The sequence below is a fragment of the Pseudomonas sp. UBA5666 genome (genome assembly GCF_002420785.1).
Classification (GTDB): domain Bacteria; phylum Pseudomonadota; class Gammaproteobacteria; order Pseudomonadales; family Pseudomonadaceae; genus Aquipseudomonas; species Aquipseudomonas fulva.
The window spans coordinates 129,342-146,984 of record NZ_DIIQ01000042.1 but is presented as its reverse complement, the minus strand read 5'-3'; the positions used below and the strand labels follow the sequence as shown (position 1 = coordinate 146,984).

The 17,643-nt window shown below is 55.4% G+C and carries 12 protein-coding genes and 1 pseudogene; 4 read left to right on the top strand and 9 right to left on the bottom strand.

What is annotated here, in order from left to right:
• Positions 1-405: aldo/keto reductase (locus tag B2Y33_RS18595; RefSeq protein WP_288633254.1), on the top strand; the 405-nt coding region annotated here is incomplete at its 5' end.
• Between the two features lie 52 nt (positions 406-457).
• Here B2Y33_RS18595 and B2Y33_RS18590 read toward each other — a convergent pair.
• The 4 genes from B2Y33_RS18590 to B2Y33_RS18575 form a co-directional block, all read right to left on the bottom strand.
• Positions 458-1,285, bottom strand: a complete 828-nt coding sequence (locus tag B2Y33_RS18590; protein ID WP_059183995.1) for an aldo/keto reductase — start codon at positions 1,283-1,285, stop codon at positions 458-460.
• Between the two features lie 67 nt (positions 1,286-1,352).
• The gene (locus tag B2Y33_RS18585; protein ID WP_059183994.1) at positions 1,353-2,588 is read right to left on the bottom strand and encodes an MFS transporter; all 1,236 of its coding nucleotides are present in this window, start codon (positions 2,586-2,588) and stop codon (positions 1,353-1,355) included.
• Between the two features lie 116 nt (positions 2,589-2,704).
• Positions 2,705-3,562 carry an SDR family NAD(P)-dependent oxidoreductase gene (locus tag B2Y33_RS18580; RefSeq protein ID WP_059183993.1) on the bottom strand — a complete coding sequence of 286 codons (858 nt, stop codon included), beginning with the start codon at positions 3,560-3,562 and terminating at the stop codon, positions 2,705-2,707.
• A gap of 10 nt (positions 3,563-3,572) precedes the next feature.
• Complete coding sequence (locus tag B2Y33_RS18575; RefSeq protein WP_059183992.1) at positions 3,573-4,718, bottom strand: metallophosphoesterase; 1,146 nt, start codon at positions 4,716-4,718, stop codon at positions 3,573-3,575.
• A gap of 128 nt (positions 4,719-4,846) precedes the next feature.
• Here B2Y33_RS18575 and B2Y33_RS18570 point away from each other — a divergent pair, with 128 nt between their 5' ends.
• Positions 4,847-5,767 carry a LysR family transcriptional regulator gene (locus B2Y33_RS18570; RefSeq protein WP_059183991.1) on the top strand — a complete coding sequence of 307 codons (921 nt, stop codon included), beginning with the start codon at positions 4,847-4,849 and terminating at the stop codon, positions 5,765-5,767.
• A gap of 58 nt (positions 5,768-5,825) precedes the next feature.
• On the opposite strand, the gene B2Y33_RS18565 is transcribed toward B2Y33_RS18570, so the two are convergent.
• The 5 genes and pseudogenes from B2Y33_RS18565 to B2Y33_RS18545 all read right to left on the bottom strand — a co-directional run bounded on the left by B2Y33_RS18565 (position 5,826) and on the right by B2Y33_RS18545 (position 13,964).
• Complete coding sequence (locus tag B2Y33_RS18565; RefSeq protein ID WP_059183990.1) at positions 5,826-6,737, bottom strand: alpha/beta hydrolase; 912 nt, start codon at positions 6,735-6,737, stop codon at positions 5,826-5,828.
• A gap of 27 nt (positions 6,738-6,764) precedes the next feature.
• The gene (locus B2Y33_RS18560) at positions 6,765-7,676 is read right to left on the bottom strand and encodes an SMP-30/gluconolactonase/LRE family protein (protein ID WP_059183989.1); all 912 of its coding nucleotides are present in this window, start codon (positions 7,674-7,676) and stop codon (positions 6,765-6,767) included.
• 356 nt (positions 7,677-8,032) lie between these two features.
• Positions 8,033-11,182: pseudogene (locus B2Y33_RS18555) on the bottom strand (efflux RND transporter permease subunit).
• A gap of 32 nt (positions 11,183-11,214) precedes the next feature.
• Positions 11,215-12,414 (bottom strand): efflux RND transporter periplasmic adaptor subunit, encoded by a 1,200-nt coding sequence (locus B2Y33_RS18550; RefSeq protein ID WP_059183988.1) that lies wholly within the window; start codon positions 12,412-12,414, stop codon positions 11,215-11,217.
• 197 nt (positions 12,415-12,611) lie between these two features.
• The gene (locus B2Y33_RS18545; protein WP_231977298.1) at positions 12,612-13,964 is read right to left on the bottom strand and encodes an FG-GAP repeat domain-containing protein; all 1,353 of its coding nucleotides are present in this window, start codon (positions 13,962-13,964) and stop codon (positions 12,612-12,614) included.
• Positions 13,965-14,165: 201 nt separating this feature from the next.
• Between B2Y33_RS18545 and B2Y33_RS18540 the strand changes: the two genes are divergently transcribed.
• Together B2Y33_RS18540 and B2Y33_RS18535 are read left to right on the top strand one after the other, a co-directional pair.
• Positions 14,166-15,065, top strand: a complete 900-nt coding sequence (locus tag B2Y33_RS18540; protein ID WP_206405535.1) for a LysR family transcriptional regulator — start codon at positions 14,166-14,168, stop codon at positions 15,063-15,065.
• A gap of 91 nt (positions 15,066-15,156) precedes the next feature.
• Positions 15,157-17,601 (top strand): PEP-utilizing enzyme, encoded by a 2,445-nt coding sequence (locus tag B2Y33_RS18535; RefSeq protein ID WP_059183985.1) that lies wholly within the window; start codon positions 15,157-15,159, stop codon positions 17,599-17,601.
• Positions 17,602-17,643 lie beyond the last annotated feature (42 nt).

The following is a 17,643-nucleotide window of genomic DNA, read 5'->3' as shown; positions in this document are numbered from 1 at the left end:
CGGGATGAGTTGACCACTACAATCCCTCTGTGCATGGATCAAGGTGTTGGCCTCATGCCATGGAGTCCAATGGCGCGCGGAAGGCTGACACGTCCTAACGGCCAGCAGACGACGCGCACACAAACAGATATCTCTGGGCAGTCGTTTTACCAAGCGACTGAAGCTGAAGATGGGCGCGTCATTGACAGGGTGGAGGAGATAGCCAAAGAGAAAGGAGTGCCTATGGCTCAGGTTGCCCTGGCTTGGGTACTAAGTAAGAGAGCGGTGTCAGCCCCCATTGTAGGAGCCTCCAAAGCCCACCACCTCGATGATGCGACTGCCGCACTTGGTCTGGCGCTCAGCGTTGAGGACATACAGCGCCTAGAAGAACTATATGTTCCACATGCTGTGACAGGTTTTTCCTGATCCAGATAGACGAGGCAGGGGCCAGGGATCCCCCTGCCCGTCCATTACGAATTCAGCCAAACGTACTGGGATCTGGGCCTAGTCGATTACCGCTATTCATAGTGGCAATGGCAGCTATGTCCCAGGCATCCAGAGAGAAATCGAACACATGCAAATTCTCTTTGATCCGCGCTGGTGTGATGGATTTCGGGATAGCGATATTCCCGAGCTCAAGATGCCACCGGATGATGACCTGGGCAGCCGTTCGGTCGTATTTGCGAGCTATGTCCAGTACGACCGGATCCGTAAGCGCGCTGCCTTGGCCTAGTGGGCTCCAGGCCTGCGTGCAGATCTGCATCTCTTGGTGTATACGGCGCAGCTCCTGCTGTTGCATGAAAGGATGGAGCTCGATCTGGTTAAGCACAGGCGCCACGCCAGTCTCAACGATCAATTTCCGCAGGTGGTCTGCGTTGAAGTTAGAGACACCGATCGACTTGGCCTTGCCCATTCGCTGAGCCTGAATCAAGGCGTGCCAGGTTTCTACAAAATTGTCTTGGCTAGGCACCGGCCAGTGGATCAGAAGCAGATCGACGTACTCGACTTTCAAGCGTGAAAGGCTGGCGTCGAGTGCCTGAGTAGCCGCGTCAAAGCCATGAGCGTCGTTCCACACTTTGGTGGTCAGAAAAACCTCATCCCGCGACACGCCCGAAGCACGGATGCCCTCACCAACGCCCTCTTCGTTAGCATAGATCGAGGCAGTATCAACGTGGCGATACCCCTCCTCCAGCGCAGTCTTGACCGCTGATCTTGCCTCTGCATCGCTGGCTTGCCAGACGCCCAGGCCAATCTGAGGAATAGCTCGGCCATCCGAAAGCTGCACAGTCGATTGAGAGTTACGCATGAGCTTTACTCCATAATTTGAACGAAAAAACGTGTGGTCTTTTAGCAGGGTCGACTCCAAGGTCGGATTAGGCCCTCGCCGCCACCGCTGTGGAACGACCTTCGATTTTGATGGAGATGCCAAAGAAGATAATTCCAAGCACGGCCAAAGCCGCACCTACCCATCCAGTGGAAGACCATCCAAAGCCACCTGCGATAGACATACCGCCAAGCGTAGCCCCTACAGCATTGGAGATATTGAACGCGCTATGGTTGAGCGCAGCCGCCAAGGTCTGAGCTTCGCCCGCGACGTTCATGAGCCTGACCTGAAGGGCCGGCACCAATGCAAATCCACATCCCACAAGAAACAGCACAGCCAAGGTGCCAATCGGCGATTCCGTGAACAGGGAAAAGAAGCTGAGGAACACCACATTCCAGATCATGATGTAAAAAATTGCAGGCACCAGCGCGCGGTCAACCAACCACCCGCCGACCAGGTTGCCCACAATCATTCCGATCCCCCACACCGCGAGTACCATCGGCACTTGGCCTGAGGTGAAACCCGTTACCTCGGTCAGCGTCGGAGTGATATAGCTGTAGACGGAAAACATGCCGCCAAAGCCGATAGACGCCGTAGCAAGAGTGAGCCACAGCTGTGGTTTTCTAAGACCGCCCATCTCGGATTTCGGACTGGCAGATTCATCACGCGGCACGTTCGGAATGAAGAACCAGAACAACGCAATTGCCAGAATTCCTCCCGCTGCAAGCATTGCGAAGGCACCACGCCAGCCGAACAGTTGCCCAACCCAGGTAGCAGCAGGGACACCAACAACGTTAGCGGCTGCAAGTCCCGCCATGACATAACCTGCGGCTTGCGCCTTCCGGTTCTCAGCGACAAGCTTGGCTGCGACCAGACAGGCCACGCCATAGTAAGCGCCGTGTGGCAGCCCACCAAAAAAGCGTGCGATCAGCAGCGTGAAATGGTTCCAGGCGACAGCGCTGGCGCCATAACCAATAACAAACAAAGCTAATAAAGCAATCAAAAGCAATTTGCGAGGCCAGCGAGCCGCCAAGATGGCAATAAGCGGCGCGCCTATCACTACCCCAAGGGCATAAGCCGTTATGTAGCCACCAGCAACAGGGATTGATACGTCGGTACTTGAAGCTAAGCCAGGCAACAAGCTCATCGACGCAAACTCACCGGTACCGATGAACAGGCCCCCGAGCGCCAGCACCAAAATTGCCGCCCAGATCCCATGAGGTGCATCAACATGGTCAGACGCCGTTGAAGCGGAGCGTGAATCAGTAGAAGTGTGATTAGTCATTTGATAATGCTGTCCGTTGTAAGCGGCGCAGTGAGCACCTCTATCTCAGATAAATGTACGGTGCTCCGGTCGGCGCCTTTGCAGGTCGCGCGACAGAGCGCGACCGACTTTGTCGATTACTTCGTGACGTCCGCGACGTGAGCGGCAAACTTGTCTGAAAAGTCTTTGTGCCAGCGCGAAAGCGCAGGTCGGTTCTGGATCATGTCATCGACAGCCCACTGCATACGGCGCTGATCAAGTTCCCAAGTTGACTCGTTGTCTTCACAGAAGATGTAGAAATCACCTGCGGACATACCCTCGACCATCCGATCAGCTACCTGATCTGCAGTCCATGGGCTGGCAGGCTTCTCTGTCGAACCTGTCATGCCGGGAAAATTCATGGGTGTGAATGTGTAACCAGGAATCAGCAGGTGGGCGGAAATCCGGTCACCGACCTTTTCGCGTAGCTCATGAGCCAGTTGTTCCGTCAAAACCTTGATAGCGGCCTTGGAGACCGAATACGCCGCGTTTCCTGGTCGGGTGGTGATCCCTTCCTTGGAGCCCAGATTCACTACCGCAGCAGCACCACTTTGGGAAAACATCGTTTCCAAGAACATTGACTGGAGTGTCAATACGCTCCAGAAATTGATGTCCATAAGCTTTCGCCATTTGCTAAGTCCGGCCCAAGGGCCTGCGCCCTGGATCACCGCCGCATTGTTTACGAGAAGAGAAACTTCCCCTAGCTCACAAGAGCGTTCGTACAAGCTGTGCAGATCTGCTTCCGATGTCACGTCGCCTTTGATCGCAAGAAGTTTGAGCCCAGGAAACTCGTTGAGGAGTGTTTTACTCGCCGTATTCAACGCCGCCTCGTCACGGTCAAACAGAACGACTTGCATGCCCTCATTTGCAGCTCTGTGAGCAATGGCAAAACCAATGCCCACGCCAGCGCCAGTAATCACGGCAACGGCATCTTTACGGATAGCTGGATGGTTCATGGAAAATCTCCTAGTTGGATGCTTGGGGAGTGTGGCGATCAGCGCGCAGGACGATCTCAGTAATCTCTGCGGGAACGCCCAATCGGATTGGGAAGCCGTTCCACAGCGCTGTACCATTGCTGACGTAAAGAGTCATGCCGTCTACGTCGTACCTGCCAGATACGAAGCCCTGATTCGCATATTGGGCCACTTGATCAAGTCCTCTGATCATCCCGCCATGGGTATGCCCGGAGAGCTGAACGCTAACGCCGGCGGCTGCAGACTCAGCCGCTCCAGATGGCCGATGCTTCAATAGAATCGTGGGGGTGTCCTTCGATGATCCGCTGAGCGCATGCTCCAAATCTGGGCCGGGTAAGCCAAACGTGGGCGCCACCTCGTCAGTCACGCCGGCAACTATGAGGTTGCCAGTACCTCGCTGAAGAGCGAGATGTTCATTGACCAATACCCGCATGCCGAGCCGCCGGAACTCCGCTATCCATTGATCTGCATCGAAGTAATATTCGTGGTTTCCAGGAACAGCAATGACCCCCAGCGGAGCCTTCAATTTGCTCAAAGGCGCAACGTCTTTCATTCGAGCTTGGACAGTGCCGTCAATGAGATCGCCGGTGATCATGATCGCATCGGGATTGAGACGGTTGGTACGGGACACAACGCCTTCGACCCAATCCTCTGGGAACAGTCTGCTGATGTGCAGGTCAGTCAACTGGACTATCCGCAATCCATCAAACGACTGCGGCAGATTCTCAACCTTAACCTCAACACGCTGGACGCCAGGTACTTGCACTGCCAGATATACGCCCACCGCTGACAACAGCAACGCGACAGCTGCGATTCCAGTGCGCAATCGGCCACCGAACAAACTCCTCAGCGAAACGTTGCGCCCGATTGCTACGACGCTACACACCAGATCAACCACCAGCGCGAGCGTCAGCATCATCACAAATGCGCTAAATAGCCATCCAGCGATCAGCACATAGACGCGGGGCACCTCGGGGGAAAACATAGTCCCATAGACCATGATTAGGATGAGGTGATACTTAGATATGACGAGGAGTGTCAGCGCCAGCAGTGTCCGCCAGGTGCGGGATAGAGGGAGTGGGATTACGAACCGCCATAGGACGTACAAGTAGGCGAGGGTCAAATAGATGTGAAACACGATAAAAATACCTAGGTATGGGTTGACGCAGCAATCGTTGAATGGAATTAATACTACCGGAGATGAATGCCGCAATTGATTAGCGGGATTGCATCGGCCATTGAATTCTGCTCAACCATTGGTGCTCCATGCCTGTATTGCCTACAACTCGGCTATCTCGTGCAGATCTCGCGGATCTGAACTCCTTTCTTGCCGTGGAAAGGATTCGCAGCTTCACTCACGCAGCGGTTGAGCTAGGGATCACCACCTCAGCGCTAAGCCATTCCATACGAAATCTGGAGAATAGACTCGGGGTTAGGCTTTTAAATCGTACGAGCAGAACCGTGTCTGCGACGGATGCGGGTGCAGCGCTCGCCAAACGATTGGCCGTTGGCTTTAGCGAGATTAGTGGGGCTTTAGCTGCGCTTGACCGCCATCGGGATCGGCCCTCCGGCAGACTTCGTCTTAACGTGTTAAGTGATGGCGCGCGTTTGCTATTCACGAAATTTCTTCCGCCTTTTCTGGAGGCATATCCGGAGGTATCAGTAGAGGTCGCGGTCGATGACAAGATGGTCGACATTGTTTCAGCAGGCTTTGATGCGGGTGTCCGCTTTGGCAACACGATCCCGGAAGACTACATAGCTGTCAGGCTTAGCGAGGATCTGCGGTGGGTTGCGGTTGCCTCTCCACGATATCTGAATGCCAACCCTCGTATCGTCATTCCTGAGGATCTGAAGAACCACAACTGCATCCAGATTCGCACGGGAAATGGGGTTATCTATCGCTGGGATTTTGAAAAGGATGGTGACCATCAAGCTATTGATGTTCCTGGACAGCTATGTGTCAATGAGACCACTTTCGGAATTGAAATGGCGATGGCTGACCGAGGCATTACCTACTGCCTTGAAGAACGCGTACGCTCTCATCTGGCGCGCGGGGAATTGCAGATTGTGCTACCCGACTGGTGTCCCATGGAGCCTGCTTTTTACCTCTACTACCCTGGACGCCGCCAGATGCCACCAGGTCTCCGAGAATTGATAGACCTGTTTAGAGCAGAGCTTCCCACCTGAACGGCGAGTTAAGACCGCAACGTCGTCCGTAGCCCGACTACGACATTGCGGTTATCGCCTATATCACGTTAAAGAATTGCTTCAGTTCCTTCGCAAGCTCTAAAGGCTGCTCAAGCGCAAGGCCGTGACCGCACCGCTCAAAGATCACGCTATGGCTGGGCTCGATGCCAGTACTGGATATGCTTTGTCGAACCAAATCGCCAAAAAAATGGGACGCTCCAATAGTCATCACAGGCATGCCAGAGAGTTTGCCGTGCAAAGACTTGTTTATCCTGGCGTTCTCCAGAGTGGCCTTGTAGGTATCGAGTGTGCCCCGAAGGCCATGAGGGGTTGAAAGCAAAGTAATCCACTCGTCTTTCAATTCCTCGGGGTAGGCCGTTGGATCATAGCTCTGCTTATTGAGCCAATACGTCCAAAACTCATGGGCTTTTCCAGCCAGTAGCATTTCGGGAACATCAGGCGTAAAGAAGAAAGGTACATGCCATTCCCATACTCCGCTGTGATCGCCAGCCTCTTTGACATTCTTCTCGGTCAAAAAGGAACGTTCCTCCAGCCCGAAACCAGAAAGCATCATTTCAGCGAAGCTTAAAGCCTTCACCCGTTCAGGATGACTCGCAGCTAGTACGAAACCGTATTCTGCGCCTCGGTCTTCACCATGCACGTATGCCTGCTCGATCTCAAGCGAATCGAGCAGTTGGACAAGGTCTTCCGCAACGGTTGATGATAGGTAGCCTTTTTCAGCGTAGGGATGACCGCTGAGACCGGCACCACGTAAGTCAGGGGCAATGATCGTGAAATAAGGGCTCAAGATGGGGAGCAATTTTTGCCAGTAAATATGGGTTTTAGGGGTTCCATGCAAGAGCAATAAAGGCTCACCTTGCCCGGCGGTGACGAAGTGAAGCTCTATACCATTGACCTGAACATGATGGTGTGTGGCAGGTGTACCTTTGTGGTCAATTAACTCAATCATAAATGCCTCCGAGGCGATGCAAGGTAATTAGAAAGCGGATTCGTCCCATTGGATCTTGGCGAGAGTTCCGGTGCTGGATAGTGTGGCGTAAGCAACGTTAGGCTTTTTAGGATCGAAACAAAGGTTAGTCGGGAAGTGTTCTGGCATTCGTAAATCAACCAGATGTTCGCCTGCAGGGGAGATGACCGAAAATACGCCGTGAGGCTGGCTGGCAATGAAAATATTCCCGTTCGGAGCAACTGCCAGGCTATCGAGCAACTGAGCATCTGGGGCTTGCCAAAGCAGCTTGCCACCATGAGAAGAATTGCCAGTAAGGTCTAGCTCACCTGCTCCAGGCGTACCCCAGCTCCAGAGGCGTCCTGCACCATACTCTGTGGCATACAATCTAGTATTGTCAGGCGAGAGGCCTATGCCGTTCGCTCCCATCGGCAATGGGTAAGCGACTTCCCTACATTCTTGAGTAAACTCATCAAACCAATAAACGCCACCGTAAGTTCGGCTGCGGTGGCCATCCCTTCCAAGGTCGGTAAACCAAATGCCGCCACGAGGATCAAAAAGCAGATCGTCGATAGCCTCAAATCTATGGCCATTTACCTGGTCAACCACTCGCTTTACCTTGAGTGTTGACAAGTCGATTCGCTCAATCCTGGAATCGTAGCCCTGGCATTCAAAACCATGAGAAAGTATAAGCCAATCTCTATCTTTCCATCGCATTGAACCGCCATTATTTGCGACGTAAAGATACCCCTGAGGCCCGAAAGCAAGACCGTTAGGGCCACCGCCGACATTTGCTAAAATCGACGCCTTACCGCCTACTACCTTTTTTATCAAGCCTGCCTGGATATCGCAGAGATATATAACATCATGCTCTATTAGAGGGCCCTCTATGAAGCCTAGACCCGATGTCAAGACCTCAATCTTTGGCTCAATAGATTTCATACCACAGCTCCGTTAGGGATACTCCTTTAACTGATAATTGGCAGGCATCAAGAGTTTCAAATTAACTGTTGAGTAAATTTTGATGCTTCGTTGAATTCACCTATCACCTCCAGCAACTGAATCGGTATGGATTCTTGTGAGTCTGACTAGGCATACATTGCGTGACGCGCGTCGAGCCTTAGCCTTCAGCGAAAAATGAGGCAGACTGCAAAGGCGAACATCCCTTAACAGATCATCAAGACTTGTCACTCCACCGGCTGTTTCTATCAAAGGCACAGCTGCTCTTGGGGCGATCCGTCTATTATCGAACTGATAATCGGCCAAAGGCTCTTGCCCTAAACATGTCACCGCCTCCCCTATGTCTGTGGCTCTGAGCGTTGCGGGACTCCAGAGGCGTGGGCATTTTGTTTTGCAACAAAGAGTCTGCTCACCAGAACGAAGAACAGCGGGGTCATGAATATCGCAAGGAAGGTAGACGCCAACATACCGCCGATCACGCCGGTGCCAATGGCGTTCTGGCTGGTGGAGCCTGCTCCACTGCTAAATACCAGTGGCAAAACACCCAGAATGAAGGCCAGCGAGGTCATCAGGATTGGGCGAAGACGAAGACGAGCGGCCTCGATCGCTGCCTCCACCGCGCTTCGGCCCTGAGCCTGGAGGTCTCTTGCGAATTCCACGATCAGGATGGCGTTTTTTGCAGACAAACCTACGGTTGTCAGCAATGCAACCTGGAAGAACACGTCATTTTCCAGGCCCCGCAACTAAGCCGCTGCCAAGGCGCCAAGAATACCCAGCGGGACTACCAGGATGACTGAAACAGGAATCGACCAACTTTCGTAAAGCGCTGCCAAGCAGAGGAAGACGAAAACGATGGAGATGGCATACATGATGGGGGCTTGAGATGCCGACTGCCGCTCCTGCACCGAGATGCCTGTCCACGCGTAGCTGATTCCCTCCGGAAGGTCTTTCAACACTTCCTCCATGGCATCCATCGCCTGACCGGTGGAATAGCCATCTGCAGCATTACCATTGATCTGAACCGCCGGCACACCTTGGTAACGTTCGAGCTGAGGCGACCCGTAGATCCACTCACCGGTACCAAACGTGCTGAACGGCACCATCTCACCGGCATCATTACGGAGGTACCAATCGTTCAGATTTTCAGGTGTCATCCGCCATTGGGCATCAGCCTGGACATAGACACTCTTGATTCGGTTGTCGAGGTCGAGAAATTTGTTCACATAGGCCGAACCCCAAGCAACAGAGAACGCTTGGTCTATCCCGGCAGCGGTGAGACCTAGAGCGCTGGCTTTCTCGCGATCAATGTTCACTTTGAATTTCGGGCCATCGTTCAGGCCGTTGGGGCGAACGTTTTGAACCACTGGCGAGGCATTGCCCCGCTCCATCACGCTGTCCCTTGCTCTCATGAGCGCGTCATGACCTACACCACCGCTGTCCATCAGTTCCAGGTCAAAACCAGACACATTTCCAAGCCCTGGAATAGCTGGAGGATTACCCGCAGTGATGTTGGCATCTTTGTAATCCGCAAAGTGTGCGTTCAGTCGGTTCACCAGATCCTGGGCTCTAGGTGCATCGCCGAGCCTGTCCTCGAATGCCTTCATCTGAACAAAGATCACCCCAGAAGTCTGCGCGCGTCCTGGAAAGCTGTAGCCGTTGATTTCCCAGGTAGACGTGACGATGTCTTTTTCATCCTCACGCAGATATGCGCTTACGTCACTGAGTGCTCGGCTTGTCCGTTCTTGGGTTGCCCCCGGTGGCGTTGTGACCACGACGAATATCCGGCCCTGGTCTTCGTCCGGCAGGAAGCCTGTGGGTACACGCAGGAACATGAAGACAGCAGCGCCAGTAAGCAGTACATAGAGCAAAATGTATCGGGACGAAGATCGAATAACGCGCTGTACACCGACGTGATAATGAGCCTGACCGCGATCAAAAATGCGGTTGAACCAGCCGAAGAAACCTGTCTTTTTTTGATGGTCACGTCCAACGGGCTTCAGCATGGTTGCGCAGAGTGCCGGTGTGAGGATCAGGGCTGTCAGCACCGACAGCACCATCGCCACCACGATGGTGAGCGAAAACTGACGGTAGATGGCGCCGACCGAACCACTGGCAAAAGCCACCGGGACAAACACGGCCCCCAGAACTACTGCGACGCCAATCAGAGCTCCGGTGATCTGGCCCATCGCCTTGCGAGTCGCCTCCTTCGGGCCAAGACCTTCCTCGACCATGACCCGCTCCACGTTCTCAACCACGACGATCGCGTCGTCAACCAATAGCCCGATAGCGAGCACCAAGCCGAACATCGACAAGGTGTTGATGGAGAACCCTACAGCCATCATCGCGGCAAATGTGCCCAACAGCACCACTGGTACAGCGATGGTCGGAATAAGCGTCGCTCTGAAATTTTGCAGGAACAGGTACATGATCAGAAATACCAGGACGATACCTTCCAGCAACGTGTGGAAGACCCCCGTAATCGCTTCTGTCACGAAAGGCGTCGTGTCTTGTGGGTATTCAATGACCACGCCTGGAGGTGCGAACGGTGCAAGCTCTTTCACGCGAGCTCGCACTCGCTCAGCGACCTCCAAAGCATTCGCACCGGTAGCAAGTTGCACACCAATGGCAGCTGCAGGTTTCCCGTTGTAAAGCGTGAGGTAGTTATAGTCTTCACCGCCAAGCTCGACTCGGGCGACATCCTTGACCCTCACCTGCGATCCGTCAGGCTCAACTTTCAGAAGGATATTGCCGAATTCCGTTGGCGTACGCAGAAGGGTGGCTTCGGTGATGGTGGCCTGCAGCATCTGGCCTGGAGCAGGCGGTGTCCCTCCCAGCGAACCGCCTGCGATCTGCACATTCTGAGCTGCGATCGCATTGGTCACATCTGTGGGATTCAACTTGTAGTTGTTGAGCCTGAGCGGATTGAGCCAGATCCTCATGGCGAACTGGCGGCCGTAGAGTTGAACCTGCCCAACCCCGTCCAGACGGCTTACCGGATCTTGAATATTGGAGGCGACATAGTTGGCGAGCTCGTCTCGATTCATCGAGCCATCGGCTGAGATGAAGCCCACAGCCAATAGCGTGCTGCTGTTGGACTTGGTGACCTCAATGCCAGTCTGCTGCACCGTTTGTGGGAGCTGGGGGGTGGGAAGCTGAAGCTTGTTTTGCACTTGAACCTGGGCAATATCGGGGTTCGTGCCCGGAGCAAATGTCAGCGTGATCGCCGCCTGACCGAAATCATCGCTAGTCGATGACATGTACATCAGGTGATCCAGGCCACGCATCTGCTGCTCAATTACCTGGGTTACCGTGTTCTCCACGGTGCTGGCTGATGCACCCGGGTAACGGGACTGAATTTGTATTGTGGGTGGTGCAATGGTTGGGAATTGAGAAACCGGCGAATTCAAAATGGCGGCGATGCCGGCTAGCATCAAGATAATTGCCAAGACCCAGGCAAAAATAGGTCGATCAATAAAAAAGCTAGCCATATGGCACGGGCTCGCTGGTTAAGGAGTGAGGGCTATGCGCTAGGGCTAGTACGTGTGTCGGCGCCTGGTGTTGTACCGTCAGCGGTTGTGCTATTGAGCTGGGCGGGAACGGTTTTGACCTTTGCACCAGGTCGAGTTTTGTCGGTTCCCTGCACGATCACTCGATCGCCAGGTTTCAAGCCACTGGTAACAATCCAGTCAGTGCCGCGCGTGCCTGAGGTTGTCAGAACGGCTTGGGAGACTTTGTCATCTGAGCCAACGATCAAAGCGATAGGTCGGCCTGACTGATCGTGGGTTACGCCTACTTGGGGGATCAGCATTGCGCCATTGTTCGTCCCCTCCTCAAAACGTGCCCGCACGAACATGCCAGGTAATAGCGTCCCGTTAGGATTCGGGAAAACGGCCCTTACTGTCACGGAGCCAGTGCCTTGATTGAAACTGACATCGGAAAATTGAAGCTTGCCTACCTGTTTGTACTGGCGGCCATTCTCAAGCGTCAGTGTGACCTTGGCAGCATCGTTGCCCTGGGTTTGAAGCCGGCCTTCCTGAATGTCGGTACGAAGCTTTAAGCCGTCGGCGCTTGACTGCGTGAGATCGACATACATGGGGTCAAGCTGCTGCACGGTGGTCATTAGCGTCGCACCGGTAGCCTGCACATAGGCACCTGGTGTGACCTCTGAAAGGCCTATACGCCCGCTGATGGGTGATACGACATCTGTGTAACTCAGGTTGATCTCTGCACGCTCAACCATGGCCTTACCCGCTGCGACATCCGCTACAGCTTGGCCCTGCGCTGCGAGAGCGTTGTCATAGTTTTGCCGACTGATCGCATTGCCCTCAACCAACACTTTATAACGCTGCACTTGTGCATTTTCTGCGACCAGGCTGGCTTGAGCCCGCGCCAAGGTGGCTTTCGCGCTGTTCAAGGCCGCGATGTAGGGGGCAGGATCAATCTTGTATAGCCGTTGACCTGCTTTTACGTTTGCCCCCTCCGTGAACTCTCGGCTGAGCACAATGCCGTCCACTCGCGCTCTGACTTGGGATACCAGATAGGCATTGGTACGCCCTGGAAGATTGCTGAAGACTGGTACGGAGCTGGTTTTGACGGTGATAACGCCGACTTCGAACACCTTCGGCGAAGCAGCTGCCGCAGGCTGGCTGCACCCGGCTAATACAATTAGCGAGGCTACGAATCCTCCTCGAAAAACCATCTTCACACGTGCACGGGACATATCAACCTCAGTCTCAATCGCTGAAAATCATTCGTGTCTGGCAGCTAGCCTCAGAAGCCCCGAGACGCGAGGCAACGTCCCCAGGGTGCTGAACCCTCAGGGACACGATGCGTGGATTTTTGTTTGTCGACTGCGCTTTGACTTACTCGCAGACGAGGCCGACGCTATTACGAGCGGCGTCTCAAACCCATGGGTGGCTACTGGGTCTCGGTCTTCGGAGAGTTCAAAGGAGTCACAGCGGGGCGCGTCGCCTCATAGGCATTTGTATCGCTGAGCAGAAGGCGGGCCTGCGTACCCCAGCCGCCGATGAACACATCTTCTCGACCGTCGCCGTCCAGGTCGCCACGCCCCATGCTCCAACTGCGGCCAACGGTGGAACCAGGCATCACATCGGCTGTGACGTCGCGGAACTGTCCCTTTCCGTCGTTTTGCCACGCGCGAACTTGGAGAGGCACGAAGCCGGGCACATCAATGGCGCCGACGAGCAGATCGGGATTTCCGTCGTGATTGAAATCCACCACGGTTCCACCCCAACTTGAGAACTTGTGCGCAGGCAGACGCCCGGCAGTCTCATCACGAAAATGACCTTTGCCGTCATTCACCAGGATGCGAGTTTGGGGATCCTTGTCCCAGCCGAAGTTATTGCTGGTGATGTTGAAGAAAACAATGTCGAGATGCCCGTCCCGGTTCACGTCGACGACTTGAACCTCTCGACTCTCCATCGGGAGACGCAGGTCGAGTTGCGATGAGGCGTCTTTGAAGTGGCCACTGCCGTCATTGATTAGCAGCCGATTTGGGAACGCTGGACTGACCAAAACCATGTCCAAATCGCCGTCGCCATCCATGTCTGCAAGCGCTACACCCTCGGTCTGATCGTTGGTCTCAGGGAGATGAGTCCGCGTGGCATTGATAAAGTAGCCTGGCCGTTTGGGGTCATTTAGAAATAGCAAATTGCGTGCAGGGATGATCTTCGCATCTGGGGCATAGCCTGTTTCACCTGTGCTGCCAATCACGATGTCAGGTAGCTTGTCCCCATTCACGTCGCCGAGAGCTAACGCATTACCTTGGCTTGTTTGAGGCAAACGCTCACTGGCATCAGTAAAGCCACCCTTTCCATCGCCCAGAAATAGTTGATGAATCTCATCCGCCTCGGCCACGAAGACGACGTCCATGTTGCCATCGGCATTCAAATCCGCCGCGCGAACGTGCTCGCTGTCGTGGATGCCCTTGCCAAAAGCACTTGGCCGCTCTACCAAGCGACCCTGGCCATCGTTTAGATAAAGGCGATTTACACCGTGCTCTACTGAGACGACAACATCAAGGTCGCCATCCTTGTCCACATCGATGAAAACCGAGTCGGTTGCATGCAGGCTCGGGGCGATCGGTACATTCGTGGATGTGGCGTCCACGAAAAACTCCGTTGGCTTGTCAGTGAGAATGTCGAAGGCATCAGACCCACTCTTCCCCTGATCAGCCCAGGAGCTCCCGCTTAGCGCCGAAAAAAGGCCCGAGGTTAGCCAGGCGACAGGTGAGTTGAATCTGCTTTTCATGAGGCGTCCTTCAGTCATTAGAGCGTCCAGCGCGAAGCTGTAAAACTCAATTATTCACTGAGAAGCCACGGATAATTAGGGCGAAAAAATCGAATAGGGCTATGACGTTGCGTCATAAATAAAATGACTATGGCCCGGAAATCGCGACAAGATATGATCCGCTCATGAAACGGGCACACCGTTTATGACATTGGTAACTAAATATTTCAAGATGAAATGGGTAGCCTCATGGCTTTTGTGGCCGTGGCAGAGGAGCGTAGCTTTACTCGCGCGGCTGGCCGCCTGGGCACTTCCCAATCGGCGCTGAGCCATAAAATTCGTCGGTTAGAAGCACGTCTGGGGGTGCGACTTCTCACAAGAACCACGCGCAGCGTTTCACCAACCGCTGCTGGCGAGCGATTACTGGAAACACTGAAGCCTGCCCTAGCTGACATTACTGCCCAGCTTGAGAGCTTGACTGACGTGCGGGATAAGCCTGCCGGCTCTATCCGGATTACCACAGCGGATCATGTAGCTGAGACCATCTTATGGCCTGCCCTCAATCGATGGCTGCCCAAATACCCAGACATTGAGGTAGAGATCACCGTCGACAATGGCTTCGTGGACATCGTCGCCGAGCGCTTCGACGCAGGTATCCGGCTGGGCGAAAACTTGGACAAGGACATGATCGCTGTTCCGATCGGGCCGATGGAGCGCTGCGTCATCGTCGGCTCGCCTTCCTATCTGGCCAAACACCCCGTGCCTACTCACCCGGATCAGCTCGTCAACCACCTGTGTATCAACCGCCGTTTCCCCAGCTTGAACGGTAAACCTGCCTGGCACTTTGAAAAGGACGGCCAACCGACACAGGTTCGGGTGTCGGGTCAGGTAGCGTTTAATCGGCCAGAGATGATCCTGGAGGCCGCCGTGGCGGGATTCGGGCTGGCCTGCCTGCTGGACTCGCAAGTCATCCACCAAGTCGAAGCGGGACGTTTGGTCAGGGTGTTGGACGATTGGTGTCCTGCCTTCCCTGGCTACTACCTGTACTACCCAAGCCGCCGACAAAACACCCCAGCGTTCCAGTTGCTCGTCGAAGCTCTGCGGTACTCTAAGTCAAAGTGACATCGAGCAGCCGTCCCGGCATGCAGGTGCGGTTCCGGCACAAATCTCAGATGATCAAACAAAGTGATTACGCCCAGCCAATACCGCGAAGATGACCTGGAGCACCGCAGAAGGCAGCAGCAACGCTAGCTGGTGGGAGGATGCCATCCCCCACTTCCAGCATTACCGGGTGCAAGCCCTCGAGTTGCCCGGCTTCGGCGCCAACCCGGCACCGCCCTGCACTGGCCTGGATGAATATGCGCAAGCACTGTTGTGCCTGACCGAGCGCGGCCATGCAATCATGGCCGTCGGGGTGAGTGCCCTGATCGTGCTGCATACACTGCAGCGCAGCCCGGGCCACTTCAGCCGCAGCGTGCTGTTGGCACCCGTAGGCGCCTTCCTTTGGCAACGCCGCCTGCCGGCCCTGATGGCGCCCCTGCCACTGCGCAAAACCATCCACTGGTTACTTAGCCATAAGCCCCACTGGTTTGCCCGCAAATTCTCCAGGCAGCCCTGGACGCCGGCGCAGTACCGCCGCATGGGCGAAGGCTACCGCCGTTGTCGAGCCTTCGTCCCCTTATGGGACCAGTTGCGCGCCGACACGGCATTGCCGCTGCTCGAATGGATAACAGACCCAGTCGAACTGGTCTGGGGTGACCAGGAGCAAATGCTGGGTGTTACTCAGGCAGCGGCGTGGTCGGCGATACTTGCCCGCGCCGACCTGCGCATCAACCTGCAACCAGGCTGGGGCCATTACCCTTGGATCGACTCACCAGGCGCTTTCGCAAGCTGGCTGGAGTGCGAGTCTCAGGGCTTCATCGCCCATTCCAAGGGTGGCCGCCTGCGCTTGGCCGAACTTGCCGGGCAGCCAGTGCCTGAAGCATTGAGCCTGGAAGACAGCGCCGACCCGCGCCTTGCCATGCTCCTTTGTTCAGCCTCCGAAGGCTTGTGGGCCGTGCGCTCATCCAGCTTGGCCGAAGACCAGGCCGACGCCGCCAATGCAGGCCTGAGCACTACCTACTTGCGTGTTCCAGGCCAAGAGGTCGCAGCGCGTGTCACCCAGCTTCGCGCGTCAGGGGTTGAAGAAGTGGTGGTACAGCGCTTCATCACCCCCGTGATATCCGGTATCGCCTTCGTTCGCCATCTGGCCGTGGAACTGGAGTGGCTCGAAGGGCACTTGGAAATGCTGGCCGACGGGCAGGCGACGCCACATCAAGCCACACTTTCGCGCCTTGGCCCTGCCTGGCAAAGCGGGCAGTTTGACGAATGCCATGGCCTGACTGCGATTGCCCTATGGGACTTCCTGCAGGGTGTGCTCAAAGTATTCCACTACGTCCCTGGCGACATCGAATGGGCGTGGGACGGCCAACGGCTTTGGCTGCTGCAATACCGACCGATCAGCGAACATGGCTGGCGCCGGCATTTGACCTCGGCCAATATCGCCGAGATCCTGCCACCAAAGCCCAGCCGTTTCGTCGAGTATGCCCAGCGCCGCGCTGCCACAAGCATCCCGACGATCATGGCACGCTGGGACAGCCGCGTTCTGCAGGGCAATGAACCTTTCACCGCAGTGTTTGGCGGCGCCTCATACATCAATAACGACTTGCTCCTCGCGCGCCTGTCCGATTGGGGTATTTCGGCCACCAGCTATGCAGGTGAAGTGGGTGGCGCGACCCCTTTCCTGCCGTGGCGCCCACTGCGTCTGATGCAGTCACTGCCGCGCCTGTGGCGCATGCAGCATCGCGCTCGTGCCTACCTGGAAGCATTAGCTCCCGGCCTGCAACGCTTTGATCAGGAACTGGCACAGTTGAAAGCAGAAGGGGCCGATGGCCATCAACTCGCCAACTGGTTCAGCCGCTTCTATGTATTCGTTGTGCAAGGCAATCTCTGTATCGCCACTGCACTGGCCAGCAGTGGTGGCGCGCTGTTAGGCCGACCACCAACCGCCTATGACGACCTGCATGACAGCCCGCATCGTCTGCCTTGGGAGACCGACCCCGGCACCCCCCGTCCAGCCATGCGCGACCCCCCGCTACAGCCGCAGCCGGCCTGGCCGATCGCAATCACCTTGGCGCATCAGCTCGGCCTGCCCGGGCTGCGCGGTTACTACTTGCAGATACGCGAGTGGTACCGGGACAACCTGATGCGAATTTTCTTTCGCCTGCACCATGCCATGCCTGAAGCGCAGCGCGCGCACTGGTTCGCTCCCCACCCGCAGGCGCTCAGCCGCGAGGGCAGCTTCTGGCAGGACGGTAGCCAAGCCAGCGAACAGGCGAGTGGGTTCATGATCTACCCTAGGCAGGTACAAGGGATCCTTGGGCAGGACATTCTGCTCGAGGACAGTCTCGACCCTGGCCGATATGCCCAATACCAAGCCGCGAATGCGGTGATCGCTCGCATGGGCGGGCGTCTGTCGCATGGTTCTACCTTGCTGCGTGAACTACGTAAACCCTCAGCGGTATTACCGCAGGTGGACAGTGAATGGCTTGGGCGCACGGTGCTTTTGCATGACGGTGCGCTGCGCCTGGTCGAAACACACGGCAGGCAACATGAATGAAAAGGGACATACGGCCCCATGCAACGGAATCGAATGCTTTTT